General features: G+C 64.6%; 29 protein-coding genes. 15 read left to right on the plus strand and 14 right to left on the minus strand.

Annotated features, from left to right (window positions below; translation table 11 throughout):
- Positions 1–65: 65 nt before the first annotated feature.
- Entirely contained in the window at positions 66–668 is a 603-nt protein-coding gene (locus tag RBJ75_RS09765) for a DUF421 domain-containing protein (RefSeq protein WP_080900923.1), read from the plus strand.
- Positions 669–680: 12 nt separating this feature from the next.
- Positions 681–1,076: a host attachment family protein gene (locus RBJ75_RS09770; protein ID WP_044407533.1), complete on the plus strand. Its 396-nt coding sequence runs from the start codon at positions 681–683 to the stop codon at positions 1,074–1,076.
- 64 nt (positions 1,077–1,140) lie between these two features.
- On the opposite strand, the gene RBJ75_RS09775 is transcribed toward RBJ75_RS09770, so the two are convergent.
- The 5 genes from RBJ75_RS09775 to RBJ75_RS09795 form a co-directional block, all read right to left on the minus strand.
- Positions 1,141–1,500 carry a type II toxin-antitoxin system PemK/MazF family toxin gene (locus RBJ75_RS09775; RefSeq protein ID WP_052628854.1) on the minus strand — a complete coding sequence of 120 codons (360 nt, stop codon included), beginning with the start codon at positions 1,498–1,500 and terminating at the stop codon, positions 1,141–1,143.
- Positions 1,484–1,744: an AbrB/MazE/SpoVT family DNA-binding domain-containing protein gene (locus tag RBJ75_RS09780; protein ID WP_044407536.1), complete on the minus strand. Its 261-nt coding sequence runs from the start codon at positions 1,742–1,744 to the stop codon at positions 1,484–1,486. Before RBJ75_RS09780 ends, RBJ75_RS09775 begins: the two co-directional genes overlap by 17 nt.
- A 59-nt stretch (positions 1,745–1,803) precedes the next feature.
- Positions 1,804–2,346, minus strand: a complete 543-nt coding sequence (gene ilvN, locus RBJ75_RS09785) for an acetolactate synthase small subunit (protein WP_044407539.1) — start codon at positions 2,344–2,346, stop codon at positions 1,804–1,806.
- Positions 2,347–2,566: 220 nt separating this feature from the next.
- Positions 2,567–3,556 (minus strand): threonine dehydratase, encoded by a 990-nt coding sequence (locus RBJ75_RS09790; protein ID WP_044407542.1) that lies wholly within the window; start codon positions 3,554–3,556, stop codon positions 2,567–2,569.
- A 25-nt stretch (positions 3,557–3,581) separates the two neighbouring features.
- Positions 3,582–5,375: an acetolactate synthase 3 large subunit gene (locus RBJ75_RS09795; protein ID WP_044407546.1), complete on the minus strand. Its 1,794-nt coding sequence runs from the start codon at positions 5,373–5,375 to the stop codon at positions 3,582–3,584.
- A 386-nt stretch (positions 5,376–5,761) separates the two neighbouring features.
- Between RBJ75_RS09795 and RBJ75_RS09800 the strand changes: the two genes are divergently transcribed.
- Entirely contained in the window at positions 5,762–6,037 is a 276-nt protein-coding gene (locus RBJ75_RS09800) for a type II toxin-antitoxin system ParD family antitoxin (RefSeq protein ID WP_044407549.1), read from the plus strand.
- 5 nt (positions 6,038–6,042) lie between these two features.
- Positions 6,043–6,192 carry a type II toxin-antitoxin system RelE/ParE family toxin gene (locus RBJ75_RS09805; RefSeq protein WP_234707340.1) on the plus strand — a complete coding sequence of 50 codons (150 nt, stop codon included), beginning with the start codon at positions 6,043–6,045 and terminating at the stop codon, positions 6,190–6,192.
- Positions 6,193–6,577: 385 nt separating this feature from the next.
- Here RBJ75_RS09805 and miaA read toward each other — a convergent pair whose 3' ends face one another.
- Positions 6,578–7,522 carry a tRNA (adenosine(37)-N6)-dimethylallyltransferase MiaA gene (gene miaA, locus RBJ75_RS09810; protein WP_044407555.1) on the minus strand — a complete coding sequence of 315 codons (945 nt, stop codon included), beginning with the start codon at positions 7,520–7,522 and terminating at the stop codon, positions 6,578–6,580.
- Between miaA and serB the strand changes: the two genes are divergently transcribed.
- From serB to RBJ75_RS09865, 11 genes are all read left to right on the plus strand, one after another.
- Positions 7,521–8,411: a phosphoserine phosphatase SerB gene (gene serB / locus RBJ75_RS09815; protein WP_044407621.1), complete on the plus strand. Its 891-nt coding sequence runs from the start codon at positions 7,521–7,523 to the stop codon at positions 8,409–8,411. The genes miaA and serB overlap by 2 nt on opposite strands.
- A gap of 524 nt (positions 8,412–8,935) precedes the next feature.
- Complete coding sequence (locus RBJ75_RS09820; protein WP_044407558.1) at positions 8,936–10,687, plus strand: ATP-binding protein; 1,752 nt, start codon at positions 8,936–8,938, stop codon at positions 10,685–10,687.
- Positions 10,688–10,781: 94 nt separating this feature from the next.
- On the plus strand, positions 10,782–11,357 hold the full coding sequence (locus tag RBJ75_RS09825) for a peroxidase-related enzyme (protein ID WP_044407561.1): 576 nt from the start codon (positions 10,782–10,784) through the stop codon (positions 11,355–11,357).
- A gap of 15 nt (positions 11,358–11,372) precedes the next feature.
- Positions 11,373–11,870 carry an MgtC/SapB family protein gene (locus RBJ75_RS09830; protein ID WP_044407564.1) on the plus strand — a complete coding sequence of 166 codons (498 nt, stop codon included), beginning with the start codon at positions 11,373–11,375 and terminating at the stop codon, positions 11,868–11,870.
- Positions 11,871–11,986: 116 nt separating this feature from the next.
- The gene (locus RBJ75_RS09835) at positions 11,987–12,316 is read left to right on the plus strand and encodes a hypothetical protein (RefSeq protein WP_044407567.1); all 330 of its coding nucleotides are present in this window, start codon (positions 11,987–11,989) and stop codon (positions 12,314–12,316) included.
- A 178-nt stretch (positions 12,317–12,494) separates the two neighbouring features.
- Positions 12,495–12,776, plus strand: coding sequence for an acyl carrier protein (locus RBJ75_RS09840; protein ID WP_044407570.1), 282 nt, complete (start codon positions 12,495–12,497; stop codon positions 12,774–12,776).
- A gap of 11 nt (positions 12,777–12,787) precedes the next feature.
- Positions 12,788–13,261: a 3-hydroxyacyl-ACP dehydratase FabZ family protein gene (locus RBJ75_RS09845; RefSeq protein WP_044407573.1), complete on the plus strand. Its 474-nt coding sequence runs from the start codon at positions 12,788–12,790 to the stop codon at positions 13,259–13,261.
- A gap of 5 nt (positions 13,262–13,266) precedes the next feature.
- Complete coding sequence (locus RBJ75_RS09850) at positions 13,267–14,475, plus strand: beta-ketoacyl-ACP synthase (RefSeq protein WP_044407576.1); 1,209 nt, start codon at positions 13,267–13,269, stop codon at positions 14,473–14,475.
- A 28-nt stretch (positions 14,476–14,503) separates the two neighbouring features.
- Positions 14,504–15,784: a beta-ketoacyl-ACP synthase gene (locus RBJ75_RS09855; protein ID WP_044407579.1), complete on the plus strand. Its 1,281-nt coding sequence runs from the start codon at positions 14,504–14,506 to the stop codon at positions 15,782–15,784.
- 101 nt (positions 15,785–15,885) lie between these two features.
- A complete protein-coding gene (locus RBJ75_RS09860; protein WP_044407581.1) occupies positions 15,886–16,908 on the plus strand; it encodes a zinc-binding dehydrogenase in 1,023 nt (340 codons plus the stop codon).
- Complete coding sequence (locus RBJ75_RS09865; protein ID WP_044407584.1) at positions 16,908–17,840, plus strand: lipid A biosynthesis lauroyl acyltransferase; 933 nt, start codon at positions 16,908–16,910, stop codon at positions 17,838–17,840. The genes RBJ75_RS09860 and RBJ75_RS09865 overlap by 1 nt, the downstream gene beginning before the upstream one ends.
- Before the next feature lie 316 nt (positions 17,841–18,156).
- On the opposite strand, the gene RBJ75_RS09870 is transcribed toward RBJ75_RS09865, so the two are convergent.
- The 8 genes from RBJ75_RS09870 to pssA all read right to left on the minus strand — a co-directional run bounded on the left by RBJ75_RS09870 (position 18,157) and on the right by pssA (position 26,656).
- Positions 18,157–19,278 carry a polyamine ABC transporter substrate-binding protein gene (locus tag RBJ75_RS09870; protein ID WP_044407587.1) on the minus strand — a complete coding sequence of 374 codons (1,122 nt, stop codon included), beginning with the start codon at positions 19,276–19,278 and terminating at the stop codon, positions 18,157–18,159.
- Complete coding sequence (locus RBJ75_RS09875; protein WP_044407590.1) at positions 19,268–20,422, minus strand: aminotransferase; 1,155 nt, start codon at positions 20,420–20,422, stop codon at positions 19,268–19,270. Before RBJ75_RS09875 ends, RBJ75_RS09870 begins: the two co-directional genes overlap by 11 nt.
- An 8-nt stretch (positions 20,423–20,430) precedes the next feature.
- Positions 20,431–20,766: a rhodanese-like domain-containing protein gene (locus RBJ75_RS09880; protein ID WP_044407593.1), complete on the minus strand. Its 336-nt coding sequence runs from the start codon at positions 20,764–20,766 to the stop codon at positions 20,431–20,433.
- 202 nt (positions 20,767–20,968) lie between these two features.
- Entirely contained in the window at positions 20,969–22,858 is a 1,890-nt protein-coding gene (locus tag RBJ75_RS09885; protein ID WP_044407596.1) for a potassium transporter Kup, read from the minus strand.
- A gap of 150 nt (positions 22,859–23,008) precedes the next feature.
- The gene (locus RBJ75_RS09890) at positions 23,009–23,833 is read right to left on the minus strand and encodes a flagellar motor protein MotB (RefSeq protein WP_044407599.1); all 825 of its coding nucleotides are present in this window, start codon (positions 23,831–23,833) and stop codon (positions 23,009–23,011) included.
- A gap of 33 nt (positions 23,834–23,866) precedes the next feature.
- Positions 23,867–24,640, minus strand: coding sequence for a motility protein A (locus RBJ75_RS09895; protein WP_044407602.1), 774 nt, complete (start codon positions 24,638–24,640; stop codon positions 23,867–23,869).
- A 292-nt stretch (positions 24,641–24,932) separates the two neighbouring features.
- Complete coding sequence (locus tag RBJ75_RS09900; protein WP_044407604.1) at positions 24,933–25,652, minus strand: RraA family protein; 720 nt, start codon at positions 25,650–25,652, stop codon at positions 24,933–24,935.
- 131 nt (positions 25,653–25,783) lie between these two features.
- A complete protein-coding gene (pssA, locus tag RBJ75_RS09905) occupies positions 25,784–26,656 on the minus strand; it encodes a CDP-diacylglycerol--serine O-phosphatidyltransferase (protein WP_044407624.1) in 873 nt (290 codons plus the stop codon).
- Positions 26,657–26,673: the final 17 nt, after the last annotated feature.

The raw sequence follows: 26,673 nt of genomic DNA on the forward strand, positions 1-26,673 counted from the left end.
TCGACGGGTCAGGGCAACGCCGCCCGCCAGGCCCGCGCAGAAAGCGCGCAGAGAGGTCGAACGCCATGTCATCCGAAAGCTGGAGCGGGATCGTCCAGATTCTCTGGGTCGCCCCCCTCGCCTATGCGGCGCTGGTCGCGTTGCTGCGGCTGTCGGGGAAGCGCACCCTGACCAAGCTGAATGCGTTCGATCTGGTGGTCACCGTCGCCCTCGGTTCGACGCTGGCGACCGTGCTGCTGAATAAGAACGTGACTTTGATGGAGGGCGTGCTGGCGATCGCCCTGCTGATCGGATTTCAGTTCGCCATCACCTGGGCGTCGCTGCGGCTGCCCTGGTTCAAGAACCTGGTGAAGAGCGAGCCGACCTTGTTGCTACGCAACGGCGCGTTCATCGAATCGGCGCTGCGCGCGCAGCGAGTCACGCGCGACGAAGTCGCGGCCGTGTTGCGCGGCAAGGGCATCTCTCACGCTGGTGAGGTCGATGCGGTGGTGCTCGAAACCGACGGCTCGTTCAGCGTGATGCGATCGGTCGACTGGAATAAGGCGTCGACCCTGCAAGGCGTCGACCTTGCAGCGGTGGACGAGGCCGGGGAACAATCCGGCGCGCCGCCTGTTCCCTCTCGGGTGTCCAGCGCCCGCGGGCCGCGACCCCAGCCGTCCCGTCAATAACAGGAGCCCCTCATGGCCATTATTCCGCACAATACCCTCGTCGTGGTCGCAGATGGCGGTGGCGCGATGCTGCTACGCAACAGCGGCAAGGGCGGGCAGATCGAATTGCGCGAGGAAAGCCGGCTCGCGCCGAACGAGTTGTTGAACGACGGCCCGTCCGGATCGCGCCCGGAGGAACAGACCGAGAGCCAGACCGACGAAGCCACCTTCGCCAAGCAACTGACGCAGACGCTGAACAAAATGAGGCTCGGCGGCGAGTTCGACAAGCTGGTGCTGATCGCCGACCCGCAGACGCTGGGCCAGATGCGCCCGATCATGCACAAGACCGTCGAGGCCGCGCTGATCTCGTCACTGGCCAAAGACCTGACCAACCACTCGTTCGAGGACATCGCCAAGGCCATCGGCTAAGCGCGACCGGATCCGGCGCGGATCGCGGGGCGCCGTCCCGTATCCATGGCGCTATAATGCGTAATCAGCGCCCGCCACCGAGCCCCAGCAGGGCAACCAGAAGACCGCGGATGTCGGCCATGACCGATTCCGGCACCACACCGACGACGCGGCAGCCGCGCGCCTCACGATCGACGGATTTGATCTGATCGACCAGAATAGCGCCGCCGATCGGCAACCCAGCCGGCAACACGACCTTGAACGGATAGGGCGTCATGTTGGTGGTGATCGGACAGATCACCATATAGCTCGTCTTCGCATGGTAGCCGGAGCTGGTCAGAATGACGCATGGCCGGTTGCCCGACCGCTCGCGCCCCACCCGCGGATCGAGGTTGACGTAAGCGAGATGTCCCTGGTCCGGGACGCCGTCAGCCTGAATAGTCATCGTCGATGATTTCCGCCCCGACCGGCGGCCACTCTTCCATCTCCGGAATATTGTCGGGACTGATCTGGGAAAGGAGATCCTCGAGGCGATAGCTGGTCACAGCAGGGACGGCCCGCATCCGCAGCTCGTGCCCCTCCACCCACATCTCGACCTCCGAGCCCGCCGCAATCCGCAAATCTTCCAGGATCGGTTTCGGGATCCGAATAGCTGCGCTATTGCCCCATTGAGCAATCTGCCCCTTCATCGTCCACCTCCGAGCTCCGGATATCCAATGTATATCCGGCCCGCGCAAAAATCCAGCCGTCACATCCCCTCGGGACCGCGGCCGATTGCGGCGACGCCGGTGCGGGAGACTTCGACCAGGCCGAGCGGCCGCATCAGATCGATGAACTGATTGATCTTCTGCGAATTGCCGGTGATCTCGAACACGAAGCTCTCAATGGTGGCGTCGATCACTCGGGCGCGAAAGGCTTCGGCCAGGCGCAGCGCCTCGACGCGATGATCTCCGGTGCCGCGCAGCTTCACCATCGCCAATTCACGCTCGATCGAGCGGCCCGATGTGGTCATGTCGACGACGCGATACACCGGCACCATGCGGTCGAGCTGGTGTTTGATCTGCTGGATCACCATCGGCGTGCCGGTAGTGACGATGGTGATGCGCGAGACGTGCTTGTGCGCCTCGGTCTCCGACACGGTGAGGCTTTCGATATTGTAGCCGCGGCCGGAGAACAGGCCGATGACGCGGGCGAGCACGCCGGGCTCGTTCTGCACCAGCACCGACAGCGTGTGGGTCTCGATCGGGTCGATGCGATCTTCCATGAAATAGGCGGAGGCGGGCTGGTTCATCTCGGTTTCCTGTCGGTCTGTGGTCCGGTAGCGCCGGACAGTTCGGTTGTCGTCGGCGCGGCCGCATCTCCTGCCGTCACCCCCGCGAAAGCGGGGATCCCGTATTCCGTGACGCCAACTATCAATTCGGCATCGCGGCATACTGGGTCGCCCGGTCAAGCCGGGCGATGACGGCGGCGGGTGGCGCGCCGCGTGGTCAAATCCTGCAAATCGTCCTTCATCACGCCAACTCCTTGCCGGCGCCAACGGCCGCGGCGTCGGGCGCGATCCATTGCTTGAACAGGTCGAAATCGATATTGCCGCCGCTCAGGATCAAGCCGACGCGTCGGCCGCCGAGCTTTGCCCTGTCCTGCAACGCCGCCGCCAAAGTGGCGGCGCCAGCGCCCTCGGCGAGATTATGCGTATCGGTCCAATAGGCGCGGATCGCCGCGGCGATCTCGGCATCGCTGACCTGCACGATGCGCGACGCGCCTTTGCGGATGATCGAAAGCGCGTTCGGATCGGGAATCCGCGTCGCCAGCCCGTCGGCCAACGTATCGCTGGTCTCGGTGGTGACGATGGTGCCGGCGGCGAAGGACAGCGCGTAGGACGGCGCCAGCGTCGACTGCACGCCGACGATCTCGGTTCTCAGCCCCAGCAGGTCGCGCGCGATGATGCAGCCGCAGATCCCGGAGCCCTGCCCGATCGGCACATAGAGCACGTCGAGATCCGGCGCCGCTTGCAGCAATTCCAGCGCATAGGTCGCAACGCCCAGTACCAGATCGGGATGAAACGCCGGCACCGGCTCCAGCCCGCTCGACTCGGCGCGGCGGCCAGCTTCCTCGCGGGCAGCCTGGAAATCGTCGCCGTGCTCGATCAGCTCGGCGCCGAACGCCCGCATCGCGCAGTTCTTCTCGGCCGAATTGCCGCGCGGCACCACGATGGTCACCGGCAGGCCGTGACGGCCCGCCGCATAGGCCAGGCTCTGGCCGTGATTGCCGCGGGTCGCCGAGATCAGTCCGGCGGTGTGCGGCCGCTCGCGCTTCAGCCGATCGACATAGACCAGCCCGCCACGCACCTTGAAGGCGCCGGTGGGCGTATGGTTCTCGTGCTTGACGATCGCGGTCGCGCCGAGCCGCTGCGACAGCAGCGGCCAATGGTGGGCCGGGGTCGGCGGCATCGCGGCGCGCACGATGGCGTGCGCGCGTTCCAATTGCTGCAGATCGAACATCGGCCTGGCCCCTGCCGTTGCGCCGTTACACCAGTGCCTTGCCGCCGGCGAACGCCGCCGCGGTGGTCTCGTCATTGGCTTCCGCCGGCAACAGCATTTCATTATGCGCCTTGCCGGACGGGATCATCGGGAAGCAGTTTTCCAGCGCCGCCACCCGGCAATCGAACAGCACCGGTCTGTTCACCTTGATCATGTCCATGATCGCGCCGTCGAGATCACTTGGCTTGAACACCTGGAAGCCGACGCCGCCATAGGCCTCCGCCATCTTGACGAAGTCCGGCATCGCTTCCGAATAGGAATGCGACAGCCGGTTGCCATGCAGCAGCTGCTGCCATTGCCGCACCATCCCCATATGGTTGTTGTTGAGGATGAAGATCTTGATCGGCAGTTCGTACTGCACCGCGGTCGACATTTCCTGCATCGTCATCTGCACCGAGGCGTCGCCGGCGATGTCGATGACGAGACTGTCGGGATGCGCGACCTGGACGCCGAGCGCCGCCGGCAAGCCGTAGCCCATGGTGCCGAGCCCGCCTGAGGTCATCCAGCGCTTGGGCTGTTCGAAGCCAAAGAACTGCGCCGCCCACATCTGATGCTGGCCGACTTCGGTGGTGATGTAGGTGTCGCGGCCGCGGGTCGCCTCATAGAGGCGCTGGATCGCGAATTGCGGCAGGATCACGTCGTTGTTCTTGCGATAGGCCAGGCAATTGCGCGCCCGCCAGGTCGCCACCTGCGCCCACCACGGCTTGATGTCGGGCTTCTTGGCCTCGGCCTTGAAGATGCCCAGCAGCGCGCCCAGCACATTGCCGACGTCGCCGATGATCGGCACGTCGACGCGGATGTTCTTGTTGATCGACGAGGGATCGATATCGATGTGGATCTTCTTGGAGTTCGGCGAGAACGCGTCGGTGCGGCCGGTGATGCGGTCGTCGAAGCGCGCGCCGATGCACAGCATGACGTCGCAATCATGCATCGCCATATTGGCCTCGTAGGTGCCGTGCATCCCCAGCATGCCGAGCCAGTTCTTGCCCGAGGCCGGATAGGCGCCGAGCCCCATCAGCGTCGAGGTGATCGGAAAATCGGTGACCTCGACCAGCTCGCGCAGCAGTCTCGAGGCCTCATTGCCGGAATTGATCACGCCGCCGCCGGTGTAGATCACCGGTTTCCTGGCGCCGGCCAATAGCGCCACCGCCTTGCGGATCTGGGCGTCGTCGCCGCTCTGCCGCGGCACGTAGGAGACGTGGACGTCGTCCTTGCGCGGCGGATGATAGGTGCCGGTGGCGAACTGCACGTCCTTCGGCACGTCGACCACCACCGGACCGGGCCGGCCGGAGGTCGCGACATAGAACGCCTCGTGCAGCACCCGGGCCAGATCCTTGATGTCGCGCACCAGCCAATTGTGCTTGGTGCAGGGCCTGGTGATGCCGACGGTGTCGCATTCCTGGAACGCGTCATTGCCGATCAGATGGGTGGGGACCTGGCCGGTGATGCAGACCAGCGGGATCGAATCCATCAAGGCGTCGGCCAACGGCGTCACCATGTTGGTGGCGCCCGGACCGGACGTCACCAACACCACGCCGGGCTTGCCGGTGGAGCGGGCATAGCCCTCGGCGGCATGGCCGGCGCCCTGCTCGTGGCGCACCAGAATGTGCTGCAGCTGCTCGGACTGCATGAACAGCTCGTCATAGATCGGAAGCACCGCGCCGCCCGGATAGCCGAAGATGTGCTTGACGCCATGATCGATCATGGCGCGGACGATCATCGCCGCGCCGGTCATCTGATTGGCATCGTGGCTGTTGGTATCGCTGGCTGCGGTGGTCATTGGCTGCTCCGGATGCGCTGGTCGCGCTGACTTTCTCAAGTGGTTCGGACAATAAAAAAGGGCCCGAGAGGCCCTGTGCGCATCGTCCGTTTCGGGATGGCCTCAGCCACCCCCGGCGATGCGCCAGGGTACGACGACGATAAGGAGGCTGGTAATTTTGTTTCGCATATTACTGCTCGAGCTTCCCAAAGGTTGCGCGAAACATACTGACCAACCAAGGAAAGTCAAGGCAGGACAGCCGCGCGCGCGATCAGACCTTAGCCGGATTTCCGCCGCTTCGCGAGCCGGAAAATCGGGCAGCCGGCCCCGCCACCACGTCAGGCCTCCGCAGCAGAGTATGACAGTGTCATGCAAAACTGCTATATCAATCCGAAAGGGTCCAGCCGATGCGCACCAGCAAGCCTATCACCGTCACCCTCGGCAAGCAGCAGACCAGTGTCGACCGCCGCCTTGCCTCCGGCGAGTACGAGTCTGCCAGTGAGGTGATGCGCGCCGCCTTGCGCGCGCTCGACCGCGAAGAGGCGTTGGTCAATGCGGCCATGCACGACAAGATCGCCGCCTCGCTGTCCGATCCCCGCGCCGATCTTGCGGCGGAGGATGTGTTCGCGCGGCTGCGCGATCATCACCAGCAGCAAGTGACCACCAAACCAACTGACGATTAAACGACGTGACCTATAGGGTCCGATTCCGCCCAAAGGCCGCCGCCGACCTGTTCGAACTCTACGATTATATCGCCGCCAGAGCCGGCCGTGCCCGCGCCGCGGCCTATATCGATCGCATCGAAACCGCATGCATGAAGCTCGCGACATTTCCATAACGCGGCGTCAAACGCGACGATCTGGCGCCCGGGATTCGGATCCTCGGCTTCGAACATCGCGCCGCGATCGCCTTTCGCATCGAGGATGACGTCGTGCGCATCGTACGGGTGTTTTATGCCGGCCGCGATTATGCGGCCGGGTTTGGCCAAGCCGACGACGATGGGGCAGACGGATAAGGCGGCAAGCACGCTTGCGCCATCTCCACCAAATGAAGCACCGTTTGCTTGGCCGCCGCGCCCCGGATGCAGCGCAACGCGCCGCCCTTGCGGCGTGGTGCGCTGCTGATCCGGGCCCCGGTTTGGCGCGCAGCAAAGCGGGGTCCCGGCTCTGCGGAGCAGCGCAAGCGCGCTGCACCGCGTCCGGGACACGGAAATCAACGGCGCGTCAAAGCGGCACCTGCCGCTCCAGCCAGGCGCCCGTCGCCTCCGGCGCGATCCATTCGAATTCGGGCAATTGGTGCCGGAACCAGGTGAATTGCCGCTTGGCGTAATGCCTTGTGTCGGCGGCGCCGATCGCCGCCGCTTCGTCGCGCGAAATCTCGCCACGCAGATGACGGATCAGCGCCGGCACGCCATGGGCCTTCATCGCCGGCAGCAGCGGATCGAGGTTGCGGGTGGCCAGCGCCGCGACTTCGTCCAGAGCGCCCTGCTCCAGCATGGTGTCAAACCGCGCGTCGATCCGGGCATAGAGGTCCTCGCGCTGCGGCGCCAGAAACAGCGCGACCACTCCGTCCGGCGGCAACAATGGCGGCAGGCCCTCGCCATGCCAATCAGTCAGCGAGCGCCCGGTGGCTTCGATCACTTCCAGTGCCCGGGCCACCCGGCTGCGATCGGCCGGCTGCAGCCGCGCCGCCGTCGCCGGATCGCGCCGCGCCAGCTCGGCATGCAGGGCTTCGACGCCGTCGCGCGCCAGCCGCGCCCGGACATCGTCGCGAATTGGCGATGGAACCGGCGGAACCGCCGACAGCCCCCGCGTCAACGCCTTGAAATACAACCCCGACCCGCCGGTGAAAATCGGCAGCAGGCCCTCGGCACGCGCCTGCGCCAGCATGTCGGTGGCGGCCGCCACCCAGGCCCCTGCGGAAAAATTCACCGCGGCATCAACGGTGCCGTAGAGCCAATGCGGCGCCGCGGCCTCGTCCTGCGGCGTCGGCCGCGCCGTCAAAACCCGCAAATCGCGATAGACCTGCATCGAATCGGTGTTGATCACCACGCCGCCGCGGGCTTGCGCCAGCCGCAGCGCTAAGGCCGACTTGCCGCTGGCGGTCGGCCCTGCGATAAGCACCGCCTTCGCCGCTGTCCCTTCCCCCTGTCCGATGTCGTCCGCCATGTCGCTCGTCGCCACGCTGATCTGCAATCCCAACGAGCCCGCGCTCGATGCCACGGTGATCGACGGCGCCCGCGCGGTGCTGCCTGCCCCCAACGACGCGGTCTGGCTGCATGACGGCGTCGCCGCCGACATCACCTTCGCCAGCGCCGACGACGCCCTCGCCCTCGCCGAGCGGCTGCGCGCCGCGCGCGGCGACCTGCCGATCGACGTGGTGGTGCAACCTGCCGCCACAAGGCGCAAGAAGCTTTTTCTCGCCGACATGGATTCCACCATGATCGGCCAGGAGTGCATCGACGAATTGGCCGATTTCGCCGGGCTGAAAGCCCATGTCGCCGCCATCACCGAACGCGCGATGCGCGGCGAGATCGAGTTCGAATCGGCGCTGCGCGAGCGCGTGGCCTTGCTCGAGGGCCTGGCCGTGAGCGTGATCGACGAGGTGCTGGCCAGCCGCATCAAGCTGACGCCGGGCGGCCGCGAATTGGTCGCCACGATGCGGGCGAACGGCGCCTATACCTGCCTGGTCTCCGGCGGCTTCACCCAGTTCACCGGCGCGGTCGCAGCACAGCTCGGTTTCGCCGAGCACCGCGCCAATCAGCTGCTGGTCGAGGGCGGCAAACTCACCGGCAGCGTCGCCGAACCGATCCTCGGCCGCGCCGCCAAGCTGGCGACGCTGCTGGAGCTGCGCGAGGCCGACGACATCGACGCCATCGACACGCTGGTGGTCGGCGACGGCGCCAACGATCTCGGCATGATCCAGGCCGCCGGCCTCGGCATCGCCTACCACGCCAAGCCCGCGGTGGCGGCGGCGGCCCACGGCCGGATCGACTATGGCGACCTCACCGCGCTGCTCTATGCGCAGGGCTACAAGCGCAGCGAATTCGTCGGCTGAGGCTCACGCGCCTCCCGCCGCGACGCCGAATAAGCGAAACGTTGTGCTTTCTCGTTTGTCATTCCGGGGCGCGAACTTGCGAGCGAACCCGGACTCCATTTGACAAGCGAATCCGACTTCTCCGCCCGTGTCCCGGGCGCGATGCGGCACACAGTGCCGCTTCGTAGAACCGGGACCCCGCTTCTGCCGCCGACACTACCGGTGCCCCGGCTCTGCAGCGCACCACACCGCTGCACGGCGCGTTGCGCTGCGTCCGGGGCACGGTTCGGTGTTGATGAAGCGCTGGCCGCGCTCAGATTCCGCGATGGTCAACAACCCGTTAACGCCGCCGACCCGGCAATTTACCCCACGCCGGCGACACGTTCAATTTTACTAAAGAAATCAGCAATCAATTGTGGCGGGCGTTTTGCGAGCGCGCATCTAAAGCGAAAACCCGCGGCATTCGGACATTTCTGCTTAACAGTTTGTCCAGCAAGCGCTCGCATAGTCGCCAGTCGAAACGAACATGATTTGGACTCGTGAGAATGGCAGAAGCTAATTCCCCGTCTTCCTTCGGCAAGGTGATTTCCGTGCGCGGATCGCTGGCGCGGGTCGGCTTGCTGATGGCGAGCGGCCTGGCGCCCGCCATGGTGCGCGCGACGGTCGGCCGCTTCATCAGCATCCGCACCGCGACCTCGACCATCGTGGCGATGATCACCGAGGTCTCCTGCGAGAACATGCCGGCGAACGATTCCTATATCGCCAACGCCTCGGTCGATCTGCTCGGCGAAATCATCACCATCGGAGCGCGGCCGAAATTCCAGCGCGGCGTCACCAACTATCCGACCATCGGCGACGCGGTCGAGCTGATCTCCAGCGAGGATCTGCGGATCGTCTATGCGCCGACCGGATCGGACCAGATCAATGTCGGCACGCTGCAGCAGGACCCCTCGGTGATCGCCTATGTGGACATCGAGGAAATGCTGTCGAAGCATTTCGCCGTGCTGGGCTCCACCGGCGTCGGCAAGTCCACCGGCGTCTCGCTGCTGCTCAACGAGATCCTGAAATCGCGGCCGCACCTGCGGATCTTCCTGCTCGACGTCCACAATGAATATGGCCGCTGCTTCGGCGACCGCGCTTTGGTGTTGAACCCGCGCAATCTCAAGCTGCCGTTCTGGCTGTTCAATTTCGAGGAAATCGTCGACGTGCTGTTCGGCGGCCGCCCCGGCGTGCCGGAAGAGCTGGATATTCTGGCGGAAGTGATCCCGATCGCCAAGGGCGTCTATACCCAGTATCAGAACGCCGACCGGATCGGGCTGAAGCGGATCGATCCGAAGACCATCGGCTACACCGCCGATACGCCGGTGCCGTATCGGTTGGTCGATCTGATCTCGCTGATCGACGAGCGCATGGGCAAACTGGAAAACCGCTCCTCGCGCATCATGTATCACAAGCTGATCTCGCGAATTGAGACGGTGCGCAACGATCCGCGCTACGCCTTCATGTTCGACAATGCCAATGTCGGCGGCGACACCATGGCGGACGTGATCAGCCATCTGTTCCGGCTGCCGGCCAATGGCAAGCCGATGACCATCATGCAGCTCGCCGGCTTCCCCGCCGAAGTCGTCGATTCCGTGGTCTCGGTGCTGTGCCGGATGGCGTTCGATTTCGGGCTGTGGAGCGACGGCGTCTCGCCATTGCTGTTCGTCTGCGAGGAAGCGCATCGCTACGCCTCCGCCGACCGCAATATCGGCTTCGGCCCGACCCGCAAGGCGGTGTCACGGATCGCCAAGGAAGGCCGCAAATACGGGGTCTATCTCGGCCTGGTGACGCAGCGGCCGGCCGAACTCGATCCGACCATCATCTCGCAATGCAACACGCTGTTTGCGATGCGGCTCGCCAATGAGCGCGACCAGACGCTGCTGCGATCGGCGGTGTCGGATGCCGCCGCCAATCTGCTGTCCTTCGTGCCCTCGCTCGGCACCCGCGAGGTGCTGGCGTTCGGCGAAGGCGTGGCGCTGCCGACCCGGCTGCGCTTCAAGGAAGTGCCGCAGCATCAATTGCCGCGCTCGGAATCGGCGATGTCGACCGTGCCGTCGGCCGCCGCCGGCCACGATATGCACTTCGTCAGCGCGGTGCTGGAACGCTGGCGCGGTGCCACCTCGCATCGCGACGTGCCCAACGATCCGGGATCGATGGAACGCCCATTGGCCCGCGCAATGGAAGCGCCGATGCTGCAGCCCTCGATGGGCCTCGATCCGGACCGCTTCACGCTGTTGAAAAAGCCGCTGCGCTAGCGCGCGCGCCTCTCGTCGCCACGCGCGACTTGCGCGGGCGGCGTGATCGCCTATGGTTCGCAGCCGCGCATCACGCGCCCTGCGGACCCGCCCCATGACCGAAGCTGCCCCACGCTTTCCGATCCCTGCCCTCGCCGACATGCCCGAGGACATCCGCGCCCGCATCGTCGCGGTGCAGGACAAATCCGGCTTCGTGCCCAACGTTTTCCTGGCGCTGGCCGCCCGCCCCGACGAATTCCGCGCCTTCTTCGCCTATCATGACGCGCTGATGGATAAGGACGGCGGCATCACCAAGGCCGAGCGCGAGATGATCGTGGTCGCCACCTCGGCCGCCAATCAGTGCCAATACTGCGTCATCGCCCACGGGGCGATCCTGCGAATTCGCGCCAAGAATCCGCAGATCGCCGATCAAATCGCGGTCAACTACCGCAAGGCCGAGATTACGCCGCGGCAGACCGCGATGCTCGACTTCGCCATGAAGGTGAGCCGCGACGCCGCATCGGTTGCCGAGCCGGATTTCGCCGAGCTGACGCGCCACGGCTTCAATAACGACGACATCTGGGACATCACCGCGATCGCCGCGTTCTTCGCGCTGTCGAACCGGATGGCCAACGTCACCAGCATGCGCCCCAACGACGAATTCTATCTGATGGGACGGTTGCCGAAATAGCCGCGGGCTCTCGCCGTGCTGGACTGGCCCGACATCCTCTTGCGTCTTGGCGTCGCAACGCTGGCCGGCGGCGCCATCGGTCTCAACCGCGACCTGCATGGCAAGCCGATCGGCCTGCGCACGCTGGGATTGGTCAGCCTTGCCACCGCGATGATCGTGATGGTGGCCGATCCCTCGGGCCGTAGCGGCGCGATCACCGACGCCACCAGCCGGGTGATCCAGGGCATCCTCACCGGCATCGGCTTTCTCGGTGCCGGGGTCATCATCCGCACCGAGCGCCATGCCCGGATTCACGGCTTGACCAGCGCGGCCTGCACCTGGCTCACCGCCTGCGTCGGCGTCGCCTGCGGCATCGGCCAATGGCCGATCATATCGGTCGCGCTGGCGATCACTTTCTTGGTGCTGATCGTCGGCGGCCCAACCGAACGCGCCTTGCACCGCCTGCTCGGCGGCAAGGACAATGGTGCCGACAAGGAGCCGAAGCCGGCGCCGAGCGATCCGCCGCCCTTGTGACGCGCCGCGTGCAGTGCAGCGCCAGTAGACGATGGACGAAGCCACGCGGGTCCGAGTTTTCCTGACCTGGCCGCCGCGATATGGTATCAAGCGGCAACCAATGCCGCGGACCGGCCATGAACAATCAGCCCTCCCCGATTTCGGACGACGAGCATCGCGTGCTGCAGTTTCGGCCGCGCAACGCAGCGCGTTTGCCGGAGGACCAGGACGTCCCGCCGCTCGGCGGGCCGCGACCGGCGAACGATTTGTCGCGCTATGCGCGCGGCGACGAGCCCGACGATTTTCGGCACCGCATGCTGGCCAACGCCGCGGCCTTCGCCTTTACGGTGGCGCTCGCCGCGATCGGCGTCTGGCTCGCCACCAGCATCGCTGATCTGCGTCGCAACCAGGACTGCGTGTTGATGGGCCGGCTCGATTGCGCCCATATCGCCTCGCCGCCGGGCTGAGTTTCGGGGCAAGCCGCGGCCGACGGCGCAGATCCGGCAAATCCGCCGTTTTTCCGCGCCATTGAACTCGGGGCAGCGCTCCGTTATACGGGCATTCACCCATCACAGCGCGGCCGGCCGAGCGCCCGACTGGCGCCGCCAATTGGCCCTTTTTATTCCGCTTATCAAAGGCTTAACGATGACTTCCACATTCGATCGAGTCGCCACCATCATCGCGGAAACCTGCGACATTCCGCGCGACACGATTACGCCGGAGAGCCATGCAATCGACGATCTAGGCATCGACAGCCTGGATTTCCTCGACATCGCCTTTGCGATCGACAAGGCCTTCGGGATCAAGCTGCCGCTGGAAAAATGGACCCAGGAGGTCAATGACGGCAAGGCGACCACCCAGCAATATTTCGTTCTCAGCAATCTCAGCGCGCGCATCGACGAATTGGTCGCCGCCAAGGGCGCCTAGCCGCCGGCGCCATGAACCTCGCATATTTCCACCTGATCGATCGAATCGCCGAGCTCAATCTCGATGAGCGGACCATTACGGTCGAAGCCCAGGTGCCGCAGGAAAGCACGATCTTCGAGGGCCACTTTCCCGGCTATCCGCTGATGCCGGGGGTGCTGCTGATCGAAGCCATGGCGCAGACCTCGGGCTGGTTGCAGATCGCGCTGATGAAATTCCAGCGCATGCCATTTCTGGCGGCGGTCAAGGAAGCCAAGATGCGGACCTTCGTCACGCCCGGCGAGACGCTGACGATCGAGGCATCGATCGTTCACGAAGGATCTGGCTTCACCATGACGGCGGCGAAGATCATGAGCGGCGGCAAACTGGCGTGCAACGCCACCCTGACGTTCCGCCATGTGCCGTTCCCCAACGCCGATCTGCGCGGACACATGGAAGTGATGGCCAAGCGCATTGGCTTTCCCGAACAGGCGATGACCGATGGCTGACACCGATGGCTGACATGGACAACACCCGCGCCGAACCCGTCGAAGCCTGGATCACCGGCATCGGCCTTGCCAGTTCGCTGGCTGATGGCCTCGGCGCCCATTGGGACGCGCTGGCTCAGCGGCGCATCAATGTCGATAGCACCAGCTTTGCGCCCTATATCGTGCATCCGCTGGCGCCGGTCAGCTTCGACACCCAGATCCCCAAAAAGGGCGATCAACGCCAGATGGAAGCCTGGCAGCGGATCGGCACCTATGCGGCCGGGCTGGCGCTGGACTCCGCCGGCATCAAGGGCAATAGCGCGATCCTGTCGAAGATGGACATGATCGTCGCCGCCGGTGGCGGCGAGCGCGACCTGGCGGTGGATTCCGCGATTCTGAGTTCGGACGCGCAGGGCAGTTCGCCACCCGGCTTCCTCAACGAACGGCTGATGAACGATCTGCGTCCGACGCTGTTTCTGGCGCAGCTGTCGAACCTGCTGGCGGGCAATATCGCCATCGTCCACGGCGTCACCGGCTCGTCGCGCACCTTCATGGGCGAAGAAGCCGCCGGCGTCGACGCGGTGCGGATCGCGCTGGCGCGGATCGCGGCGGGTCAGAGCGACATCGCGCTGGTCGGCGCGGCGCTGAACGGCGAGCGCAAGGACCAGTTGATGCTCTACGAGTTCGGCGACTTCAATCTGAAGGACACGTTCCAGCCGGTCTGGGCGCGCGAACCGAAAGGCGGGTTCACGCTGGGCTCCGCCGGCGCATTTCTGGTGATCGAATCGAAGCCGCACGCCCAGGCGCGCGGCGCCAAGCCCTATGCGCGGCTGACCAATGTGGTGTCCGATCTGACACGGCGGGCGCATCCCGGCGAGGTGACGGCGAGCATGGAGACGCTGTGGTCGAAGCTCGGTGCGGTGCAAAGCGACGCCGCCATCATCTCCGGCGCCACCGGAACCGAACCCGCGACCGCCGAGGAGCGGGCGTTTCTGCGCCAGCACCCGGACCATCCGGTGCGCGCCTTCGCAACCGCATTCGGCCACACCATCGAGGCACAATTTCCGCTCGGCATCGCGCTGGCAGCGCTGGCGCTCTCGCACGGCGCATTGTTTCCACCCAACGATCCAACCGGGGCGGAGATTGAAATGACCGCCGCCCCGACCCAGATTGTGGTCACCGGGACCGGACACTGGCGCGGCGAAGGCATGGCGCTTGTAGAGGCCGTCAGTTGAACCCGACCACCCGACCAATGGGGACGTCATGACAGTTACGCGCGATAAATTCGGCCGACCGATCGTGGTCGTCACCGGCATGGGCGTGGTCACCTCGCTCGGCATCGGCAAGACCGACAATTGGACCCGGCTGACCGCCGGCGAATCCGGCATCAAGACCATCACCCGGTTTCCGGTCGAGGGTCTGAAATCGACGATGGCCGGCGCCATCGACTTCATCAAGGTTGAGCCGTTCTCCTCGACCGTGCTGGGCGAGCGCCTCGCCAACATCGCCACCGACGAAGCCATCGCCCAGGCCGATATCGGCACCAAGGGCGATTTCCCCGGCCCGCTGTTTCTCGCCGTGGCCCCGGTCGAACTGGAATGGCTGCCGCGCCAGGAAGTGGCGCGCGCCAGCGGCGCCAACACCGAGATCAATTACGATGCGTTGCTGCGCGCCAGCGGCGGCGGCCAATTCGCGGCCTATCACCATCGCTTCATGTTCGGCTCGGTCGCCGACCATCTGGCGGAAACGTTCGGCACCAAGGGCTCGCCGATTTCGGTCTCCACCGCCTGCGCCTCGGGCGCCACCGCGATCCAGCTCGGCGTCGAGGCGATCCGCCGCGGCGAGGCCGACGCCGCGCTGTGCGTCGGCACCGACGGCTCGGTCAATGCCGAGGCGCTGATCCGGTTTTCGCTGCTGTCGGCGCTGTCCACTCAGAACGATCCGCCGCAAGCCGCGGTCAAGCCCTTCGCCAAGAATCGCGACGGCTTCGTGATGGCCGAAGGCGCCGGTGCGCTGGTGCTGGAAAGCTATGAGGCCGCCATCGCGCGCGGCGCCACCATCCTCGGCATCGTCGCCGGCTGCGGCGAACTCGCCGATTCGTTTCACCGCACCCGCTCCAGCCCCGACGGCAAGCCGATCGTCGGCTGCGTCAACAATGCCCTGTCGGATGCTGGTCTGGCCGCCGACCAGATCGACTACATCAATGCCCACGGCACCGGCACGCCGGAAAACGACAAGATGGAATATCAGGGCATCTCGGCCATCTTCGGCGAGCGCGCCAAGACGATTCCGGTGTCGTCGAACAAGTCGATGGTCGGCCATACCCTGTCTGCGGCCGGCGCGGTGGAAGCCGTGTTCTCGCTGCTGACGCTCGAACATCAGCGGATTCCGCCGACTATCAATTACGACGTCCCCGATCCGGCGATTCCCTTCGATGTGGTGCCCAACGTCGCACGCGACGCCCGCATGAGTGCGGTGATGTCGAACTCCTTCGGCTTCGGCGGCCAGAACGCCTCGCTGATTTTGACCCGCGAGCCGGTCTAGCCGCCATTGCGAGGCGTTGACGCCGCCGCCGGGTTGACGCCATGGCGGCAGCGGCGATACCCCAGCGCCTACAACTATCATTGCAGCCGAGGACACGATCGATGCGTGCGCTCACTTTGATCGCCGACCGCCAATTGGAGGTCGTGGATATGCCGCCTCCCCCGCCGCCGGCGGCCGGCGAGGTGCAGATTCGCGTCGCCGCGGTGGCACTCAATCACATCGACGTCTGGGGCTTTCGCGGCATGGCGTTCGTGAAGCGCAAATTGCCGATCGTGGTCGGCGCCGAAGCCTCCGGCGAGATCGTCGCGGTCGGCGACGGCGTGACGCGCTTCACGCCGGGGCAGCCGGTCGTGATGTATGGCGCGCAGACCTGCGGCCATTGCCAAGCCTGCCGCGAAGGCCGCGACAATTTCTGTGAGAATGTCGGCGGCTTGATCGGCTTCCACGTCGACGGCTTCGCCCGTGAGCTTCTGAACATGCCGGAGCGGCTGGTGATTCCGGTGCCCGCCGGCGTGTCGCTGCGCGACGCCGCCTGCGCGCCGATCGCGTTTTCCACCGTGCAGCACATGCTGTTCGACAATGCGAAACTGCAGCCCGGCGAGACCATCCTGGTCCATGCCGGCGGCTCCGGAATCGGCACCGTCGCCATCATGATGGCGAAGGCGATCGGCTGCACCGTGATCACCACCGTCGGCGACGATTCCAAGATCGAAGGCGTCAAGAAGCTCGGCGCCGACTATGTGATCAATTACCGCAACGACCGCTTCGAGCACGAGACCCGAAAAATCACCAAGAAAAAGGGCGTCGACGTCGTGTTCGAACATGTCGGCGCCGACACCTTCAACGGCTCACTCTTGGTGATGAAGCGCGGCGGTCGTCTGGTCACCTGCGGCTCGACCTCGGGCCCGACCGCGACCATCAATTTGATGCAGCTGTTTCAGCAGCAATACCGCATCTTCGGCTCGTTCGGCGCGACCATGACCAACATCGCCCAGAGCCTCGACAAGATGGCCGCCGGCATGGTGCCGGTGATCGATACCGAAGTGCCGCTGGACGATGTCGGCACCGCGCTGAAGCGGATGGAGAGCCGTCAGGTGTTCGGCAAGATCGTCGTCCGGTTCTGATGCGCCTACAACTGCTCCGGGCCAAGCTGCGCGCCAAGAAGGCGATCAAGCCCGTCGTCGGCTCGCTGGTCGGTGGGCTTGCGATCGGCATGCTGCGGCTGACTCGGCATTTCGATCCGATCAAGACCGCGAATTTTTTCGGCCGCCAGACCCGCAGGGTCGGGCCGCTGCTGCCGGAGCAGAAGATCGGCCGCGCCAATCTGACCGCCGCGTTCCCGGAGAAGTCGCCGGAGGAAATCGAGACGATCCTCGCCGGCGTCTGGGAAAATCTCGGACGGGTCGCCGCCGAATTCGCCCACCTCGATCATGTCTGGGATTTCGACCCCGATCATCCGGAGCGTGGCCGGGTCGAGATCACGCCGCGCACGCTCGAACTGTTCGAGCAGTTGCGGCTCGACGGCAAGCCGGCGCTGATCTTTGCCAGCCATCTCGGCAATTGGGAATTGCCGGCGGTCGCGGCGGTCGCGCATGGACTCGATACCGCGGTGCTGTTTCGTCGCCCCAACATCGCCTCGGTCGACCGCATTATCCAGGAGCTGCGCTCGGTCAAGATGGGAACGCTGGTCGCCGCCGGCAGCAGCGCCCCGTTCAAGCTGGCGCAGGCGCTGCAGGACGGCAAGCACGTCGCCATGTTGATCGATCAGCATTTTTCCAACGGCGTCGACGTGACGTTTTTCGGCCGCAAGGCCAAGGCCAATCCGATGCTGGCCCGGCTGTTGCGCCAGATCGAATGCCCGATCCACGGCGTCCGGCTGGTGCGGCTGCCCAACGACCGCTTCCGCGCCGAACTATCCGAGGAAATCCCCCCTGTCCGCGACGCCGATGGCAAGATCGACATCCAGGGCACCATGCAGGCGGTGACCTCGGTGGTGGAAGGCTGGGTGCGCGAACATCCCGAGCAATGGTTATGGCTGCATCGGCGGTGGCGATAGCGACAGCCTCATGGTGAGGAGCGCGCTCTTGCGCGCGTCTCGAAGCATGAAGGCCCTGCGTCGGCGATTGCAGCCTCATCCTTCGAGACGGCGCAAGAGCGCCTCCTCAGAGTCAAATTCAAGAAGCGATCAATAGAATCAAGCCGTCAAGGCCGTCATTGCGAGGAGCACCTGCGACGAAGCAATCCCGTCCTTGCCTGACGCCCCGTGATTGCTTCGCTTTCGGACGGCGCTGCGCGCCGGCCTCGGCTCGCAATGACGAATCCAGCTTGATTTGAGTGGTTTCTTTTTCGGTCAGGCTGTCAGGATGAGGCCCTCACCGCCCCGTCTTCACCCTGATCCACAGCCGGTTGATGATGCGCTGGGCGGCGGCGTCGCGGGCGGTGATGATGAACAGCCGCGCCTGCATCGCGGCGTCCGGATAGATCGTCTTGTCGCCGATCACCTTCGGGTCGATCAATTTCTTGCTGGCCAGATTGCCGTTGGCGTAGGCCAGGAAGTTCGAATTGCGTGCCGCGATCTCCGGTCGGTACAGGAAGTTGATCAGCTCATGGGCCTCTTCCACGTGGGGGGCATCGGCGGGAATTGCCAGATTGTCGAAGAACATCTGGGCCCCCTCCTTCGGAATCGCATAGCCGATATGGATTCCGTTATTGGCCTCGGCGGCGCGGCGCTGCGCCTGCTTGATATCGCCCGACCAGCCGACCACCAAACAGATCTCGCCGGTCGCCAATGCGCTGAGATATTCCGATGAATGAAACTTGCGCACGAACGGCCGCACTTTGCCGACCAGTTCGGCGGCCTTGTCGAGGTCGGCCGGCTTGGTGGAATTCGGATCGAGATGCAGATAGTTCAGCGCCGCCGGCAGAATATCGTCCGCCGAATCCAGCATGTGGACGCCGCAATCCTTGAACTTCGCCAGATTCTCCGGCTTGAAGATCATATCCCAGCTGTCGATCGCACCGTCGGGGCCGAGGATCCTGCGCACCGCATCGACATTGTAGCCGATCCCGGTGGTGCCCCACATGTAGTTCGCCGCATATTGATTGCCCGGATCGTAGACCGCCAGCTGCCGCGTCACCACGTCCCAGGCATTGTGCAGATTCGGCAGCTTCGACTTGTCGAGCTTTTGGAAGATATGCGCGGCGATCTGCCGCTGCAGGAAATAGGCGGTGGGAACCACGACGTCGTAGCCGGATTTGCCGGCCAGCAATCTGGTTTCCAGGGTCTCGTTGGCGTCGAAAGTGTCGTAGACGACCTTGATCCCGGTCTCCCGCGTGAACTCGTCGAGCACGCCGGGCGCCATATAGTTCGACCAATTGTAGAAATTGACGGTGCGATCTTGCGCCCGCGCCGGCTGTCCAAGCAGCGCGCAAACGCCGACGATCAGCGCGGCAAGCCGCAGCGCGCCGCGGATCGGCAGCGCCTCAGCGGCCATGGACCGCGTCCGACAACCGCTCGAGCGCGGTGTCGATCGTCTGGTCCTGCTTGGCGAAACAGAACCGCACCACCGACGTCACCGGATCCTCCTCGTAGAACGCCGAGACAGGAATCGCCGCGACCTTGTAGTCGGCGACGATCCGCTTGCAGAACGCCTCGTCGGTTTCGTTCAATCCCAAGGGGGCTAGATCGACGGTGAGAAAATAGGTGCCTTGCGACTGGATCACCGGAAAGCCGAGGCGTTCAAGCCCCTGAGCCAGCCGATCACGGCTTTTGGCCAGCTCCGTGCGCATCTGCAGGAAGTAATCGTCGGCCTTGCCGAGCCCATAGGCCACCGCGACCTGCAGGTTCGGCGCCGTCGTAAACGCCAGAAACTGATGCACCTTGGCGGCCACCCGCAACAGCGGCGGGGCGGCGCAGACAAAGCCGATCTTCCAGCCGGTCAGCGAGAAGATCTTGCCGGCCGAGCCGATCTTGATGCAGCGATCACGCATGCCATCGATCGAGATCAGCGGAATATGGCTGCGGCCGTCGAAGGTGACGTGCTCCCAGACCTCGTCGCAGATCGCCACCGCATCGAATTCCTGGCAGAATCGCGCCAGCAATTCGAGATCCTCGCGCGGATAGACCACGGCGGCGGGGTTGAGCGGATTGTTGAAGATTACGGCCCGGGTCTTGTGATTGAACACGCGCCGCAGCGACTCCTCGGTCAGCCGCCAATGCGGCGGCTCGAGCCGGACCAGGCGCGGAATGCCGCCGGCCTGCCGGATGATCGGCAGATAGGAATCATAGACCGGTTGGAACACGATCACCTCGTCGCCGGGCTCGACGACGGACAGAATGGCGCTGGCCAGCGCCTCGGTGGCGCCCGAGGTCACCATCACCTCGGTCCCCGGATCGAGCGTCACGCCGTGCCAATGGGCGTAATGCGTGGCGATCGCCTGCCGCAGCTCCGGGATGCCCATCATCGAGGGGTATTGGTTGTAACCGTCCATCACCGCGTCGGCGGCGGCGCGGCGAATATCCGCCGGCCCGGGATCGTCGGGAAAACCCTGACCGAGATTGATGGCACTGTTGTCGCGCGCCAGCTGCGACATCGTCTCGAAGATCGTGACCGGCAGATCGGCAAACACCTTGTTCATCGGCCGGATCAGCTGCCTGGCTTGGTCGGCAGGCCGGACGCCTTCCAGCCCAGAATGCCGCCGGCGAGGTGCTGGTCATAGGCCAGCCCCGCGGCCTGGGCGGCCAGCGAGGCCGTGACCGAGCGCTTGCCGGAGCGGCAGGCGAACACCACCTGCTTGCCCTGCGGATCGGGGATCTGCGCGGGGTCGAAGCTGGACAGCGGAACCACCACGGCGTTCGGATAGGCTTCGGCCGCCACCTCGTGCTGCTCCCGGACGTCGACCAGCAGATAGCGCCCCTCGGCGATCCCCTTGGAGACATCCTCCGCCGTCAAATCGTGAACTCGATGACCCTGAACACTCACTCTTGCCTCCCCGGCGGTCGCGCGACTCGCAGCCAATTCCGCAACCGCGAGGGCAGCGACGCCCTCCCATTGCCACGCCAAAGTCGCGCCTTGTGCGAGGAAAATCAAGCTCCGCAACAAATTCGTCATCATGGCTTGGTGAATATACGAGTCGGGTCAGCCACCCGTGATCGGATCAAATCCTGCCGGTCAGATCGTGAGGTCAGATCGTCACCTGGGTGCCGACCTCGACCACCCGTCCGGTCGGGATCTGGAAATAGTCGGTGGCGTCGTGGGCCGAGCGGCTCAGCGCAATGAACAGGTGATTCTGCCAGCGCGGCATTGCCGACTGCGCCGCCGGTTTCAAAGAACGCCTCGAGACGAAGAACGACGTCGACATGATGTCGAACTGCCAGCCCAGCTTGCGGGCAATCACCAGGGCCTTTGGCACGTTCGGTGATTCCATGAAGCCGAACCGCAGCCGCACCTTGGTGAACTTCTCGCTGACCTTTTCCATCCGAACCCGTTCCGACGGATCGACCCGCGGTGTTTGCGAGGTCTCGATGGTCAGGATCACATTGTGCTCGTGCAGCACCTTGTTGTGCTTGAGATTGTGCAATAGCGCGCTTGGCACATATTCAGGATCGCCGGTCAGAAATACCGCGGTGCCCTTGACGATATGCGGCGGTCGCTTCTCCAGGCTGGCGATTAATTCGTCGAGCGGCACCTCGGTCCGCCTGGTCTTGATCACCAGCATCGCGACGCCTTTGCGCCAGGTCCAGATCAGGATGGCCATGGCCAGCCCGAACAGCAGCGGCACCCAGGCGCCTTCCAACAGTTTCAGCAAATTGGCGCTTAAAAACATCGTGTCGACCACCACGAAGGGAATAATCATCAGCGCGGCCACGGCGGCGCGGAAGTTCCACAATTTCCAGATCACCACGAATCCCATGATGCCGTCGGCGACCATGGTGGTGGAGACCGCGATGCCATAGGCCGATGCCAGTCCGCTCGAGGTGCGGAACATGAGCACCAGCAGCACCACGCCGACCAGCAAAAGCGTGTTGACACGCGGCAGATAGATCTGCCCGGCGTGGGTTTCCGATGTGTAGCGAACGTCGAAGCGTGGCAGCAGGCCGAGTTGCACCGCCTGTGCGATCAGCGAATAGGCGCCGGTGATCACCGCCTGGCTGGCGATCACCGTGGCGGCCGTCGCCAACACGATCAACGGCACCAGGAACGTGTCGGGCGCCATCCGGTAGAACGGGTTTTCCAGCGTCGCCGGATTCGACAGCACCAGCGCGCCCTGGCCGAAATAATTGATCAGCAGCGCCGGCAGCACGAAAAACAGCCATCCGGTCTGGATCGGCCGGCGGCCGAAATGTCCGAGATCGGCATAGAGCGCCTCGCCGCCGGTCACCGCGAGGAATACCGCGCCCAGCGTCACCAGGCCGATGACCCCATGGGTCAGCATGAAATAGACCGCGTACCATGGATTGATCGCCGCCAGCACCGACGGATCATCCATGATGTGCGTGAACCCCATGATCGCGATGGTGCCGAACCAGACGATCATCACCGGCCCGAACGCCCGCGCCACCCTTGCGGTGCCGCCGCTCTGGACGCCAAACAGCACGACCAGGATCAGAACCGTCAGTGGAACCACGTAATGCTCAAGCGCGGGAGCGGCCAGCTTGAGGCCTTCAACCGCCGACAACACCGAGATCGCCGGCGTGATCATCGAATCGCCGATGAACATCGAGGCACCGAGCACTCCCAGCACCAGCAGCGGCCGGCTGCGGCGGCCGAGCGCGCGCTGCCCCAGCGCCATCAGCGACAGCGTGCCGCCCTCGCCGTTATTGTCGGCGCGCAACAGCAGCAGGACATATTTGGCGGTGACGACGATCAGCAGCGACCACAGGATCAGCGACAGCACCCCCAGAACCATCACCCGGGTCGCCGGCGCCCCCTCCGCTGCGGCGGTGACGGCTTCGCGAAACGCATAAAGCGGTGACGTTCCGATATCGCCGAACACCACGCCGATGCCACCGAGCGTCAGCCCCCAAAATCCGGTCGCAACGGGCGCTTCGCTGGATGCAACGGTGACCGCCATGATTTCCGAAGAATGCCCTGTCGGTGGTTTCGAACCCGCTAGCTGTCGGGGTTGTCGTTGCGCCGATTATAACACCGTTCCGGATAAGTCGACCCCATCTCTCATGGTGGCAACGGCAGAATTGCGGTGTATAATTCTAGGTCGCTCGGCCTATGGCTTCAAGCCTGGGGGAAGCGCTGGGCTCTCGCGCATCAGCGTGATGGTGACCCGGCGGTTTGCCGCCATCGATGGATCGTCGGGAAACAGCGGTTGGCTGTCGGCCTTCCCTGACACCGCGTAGATATGCGACGTCGGAAGGCCATCGCGCTCCAGGATCTGGCGCACCGCATTGGCGCGGTCGGACGACAGATCGAATGCGTTGTAATCGCTGCGCGGCGGCAGCAGCCCGGCCGAGGTATGGCCGACGATCGAGACCCGCAGCGGCGTCGCGCGCAGCGGCGCCGCCAGCTTCTCGATCAGCAGCTTGGTGCGCTCATAAGGAACCTTGGAGCCCTCGGCGAACATCGAACGGCCGTCCTGATCGATGATCTCCAAATTGAGGCCGTCCTTGGTCTCCTCGAACATGATGTTCTTGGAGATTTCGGCGATTTCCGGCATGTCCTGCAGCGCCTGGCGCAGCGACGCCGACGCCAGCGCGAATTCGCGGTCGACCTTGGTCTTGACGCCCTCGTCCTTCTTGATCTCGCCGGGGCTCGGGTTGTTGGTCGAGTGTTCGGGCGTGACGTGCTCGGCGTTCTTGACCTTGCCGCGGGTTGGCAGTCCGTCGGATTCGATGATGCCGGAATAGCGCGATTCGCTTTGCACGCCGAAGGCATCGCGCATCGAGCCGGCGACGATCATCAGCTTGACCTTGTCCTGCGTCGAGTAGGACACCAGCATGACGAAGAAGCTCATCAGCAGACCCATCAGGTCGGCGAAGGTGACGAACCAACCATGGCCGCCGGCGTGCTCTTCGGCTTTCTTCTTCTTGGCCATTGCTTGCTTTCCAGACGGTCGTCGCGCGCCGGCCTATGCCGGAACCGTCTCGCCCTCTTCGTGGCGGTGCTTTTCCGGCAGGTAGGCCAGCAGCATTTCGCGCACCAGCGTCGGGCTTTTGGATTCCCGGATCATCAGGATGCCGTCGATGATCAAGGTGCGGTTGGTGTCTTCATCGACTTTCTTGCCGTGCAGCTTGTCGGCGATCGGCAGACAGAACAGGTTGGCGACCAGCGCGCCGTACAGGGTCGCCAGCAGCGCGGTTGCCATGAACGGGCCGAGCTTGGAGGGGTCGGACATGTTGGAGAACATCTGCACCATGCCGATCAGCGTGCCGATCATGCCGAAGGCCGGCGCGCAATCGCCGATGGCGCGATAGATCTTGCTGCCCTCGTCGAGATGCATCAGAAAATTGTCGCGGTCCCGTTCCATGTTATCGCGGATGAATTCGAGGTCGTAGCCGTCGGCGACGTAGCGAATGCCCTTGGCGAGAAACGGCTCGTCGGTCTCGACCTTTTCCAGGCCGACCGGACCCGACTTGCGGGCGATCTCGGCGATCCGCGCCAATTCGTCGACCAGATCGCGCGCCGACAGGCTGCTCATCGTGAAGGCGAATTTGGCGCCGAGCGGCAGGCCGTGCATCATCACGCCAAGCGGAAACCGGATCATCGTCGCGGTGATCGATCCACCGAAGATGATGATCATCGCATGTTCGGAGATGAACATGTGAAGGTCGCCACCCATGAAGACCATCACGGCCACAACGGCCATACCGCCGATGAGCCCGGCACTTGTCATGATATCCATGGATCAACTCCGACGCATACGCGAACTGCCGGCTTCCTGCCGGGCGCAAACCAGTGCGGAACTGCGCGTTTCCAACGTAGCGCCGGCGCCATTAAAGACGCGTAAAGCTTAAGGCGCGGTTCCGCCGACGCCGGGTCGCGCATCGCTGGTTTTCGCTTTGATCAGCGCGTTCAAGGCTGCGCAGCGCCGCTTTTGTCGGGGCTGGCGACGCGGTCACCCTTTGCTAACCATAACCGAGGAGGATGGAACCGCGGCGCGAGCAACGCCGCGCTTGCGCCGACGGTGTCCTGGTTCAGTGGATCTCGGCGGACCGGGCCAGCGCCTGCTTCAGCTTCTCCAACGAGAACGTCGCACTACGCGCGACGTCGAGCATCGGCGTTTCCCGCCGGGCGCATAGTTCGGCCGCCTCGGGCAGCAGCGCCGCGACCTCGTGCGGCACCACCACCGCGCCGTGACGGTCGGCATGGATCAGGTCGCCGGAGCGCACCGCCATGCCGGCGACCCGGATCTCGTCGCCGAAGCCGGTGACATGGACATGGCCGTGGGACGGGCCGATCGAGCCGGCCAGCGCCTGGAAACCGGGCGCCCATTGCGGGATGTCGCGGATCGAACCATCGGTGATCACGCCGAGACAGCCGAGCGCCTTGTGGATGGCGCTGTTGACCTCGCCCCAGAATGCGCCGAATCCAATATTGGCGCCGTCGATGTCCTGGATCACGCTGATCCGCGGCCCCTCGCCGGTGCCGACATAATCGTAATAGGCTTGGCGGCCGGCCCGCTGTTCGGCCGCCGGCAAGGATGAGGCCGCGGTGGCGCGAATCGTCGCGGTGCGGGCGTAGCCGACGATCGGCGGCAGATCGGGAAATGGGCAGACCAGCGGCCTGGTGGTGAAGCCGATCAGGCGGCGTTGCGGCGCGACGATTTCCATCGCGTTGCAGATGGTCGGGGTGTCGTAGCGCCCCAGCGCTTCGAGCACGGTGACGGGCAGCAATCCGGGCGTGGAATCGGTCACGGCGTTTCTCCAGCTTCGCTCGACCCGGCGCGTTCTCTCGCGGCCGTTCAAGATCGGCGAATGCCACTGCCCTATAGCCGAAACCTGGGTCGGACCCAAATCGGATGGGCTTTGGCGGCCAGCAAGGGCGCTCAGTTCAGGTGGGCCGGCCGGTCATCCGCGGAATCACCCTTGAGCGGCACCAGCGGCGACGGGCTTTCGGCATTCGTTGCGGCCGCCGGCGCGGCCTGCGCCGCCGCGTTGCGCTGTTGCTCGCGATAGGAGCGCCAGCCGATCGGCAGGCTGAGCAGATACAGCACCGAGCAAATCGACAGAATGTGCCACGGATAGCCGATCAGTAGCGCGGTGAAGAACACCACCGCGACGAACACCGGCAGCACCATTTCGGGCGCCACCCGCATCCGCACCGTCTTGCCGGAAAACACCGGCAGCCGCGACACCATCAGGATCGCAACCACCAGAGTGAACAGCGCGGTCAGCACCGCCGGCGGCATCGGCACGCCGAGGAACGACATATAGACCGGCAACAGCACGATGATGGCGCCGGCGGGCGCCGGAATCCCGGTGAAGTAATTGGCCGCGAAGGCGGGCTTGTTCGGATCGTCCATGGTGGCGTTGAAGCGCGCCAGCCGCAGGCCGCCGCTGATCGCAAAGATCATCGCGGCGATCCAGCCGACATTGTTGAGGTCGTGCAGCTGCCAGAAATACAGGATCAGCCCGGGCGCCACGCCGAAATTGACGAAATCGGCGAGGCTGTCGAGCTCGGCGCCGAATTTCGACTGGCCCTTGATCATCCGCGCCACCCGGCCATCAAGACCATCCAGCACCGCGGCGAAGACGATCGCCGCCACCGCCAGCTCCATCCGGCCCTCGGTGGACAGACGGATCGCCGTCAGACCGGCGCAGATCGCCAGCAGGGTGATGAAATTCGGCACCAGCATCCGCACCGGGATCGAGCCGAACCGGCGGCGGGGGGAATCGGGCGAGTCGGGATCAAGCGGCATGTGCATCGGCCCTATAT

The organism is Rhodopseudomonas sp. BAL398, from assembly GCF_033001325.1.
Taxonomy (GTDB): Bacteria; Pseudomonadota; Alphaproteobacteria; order Rhizobiales; family Xanthobacteraceae; genus JARJEH01.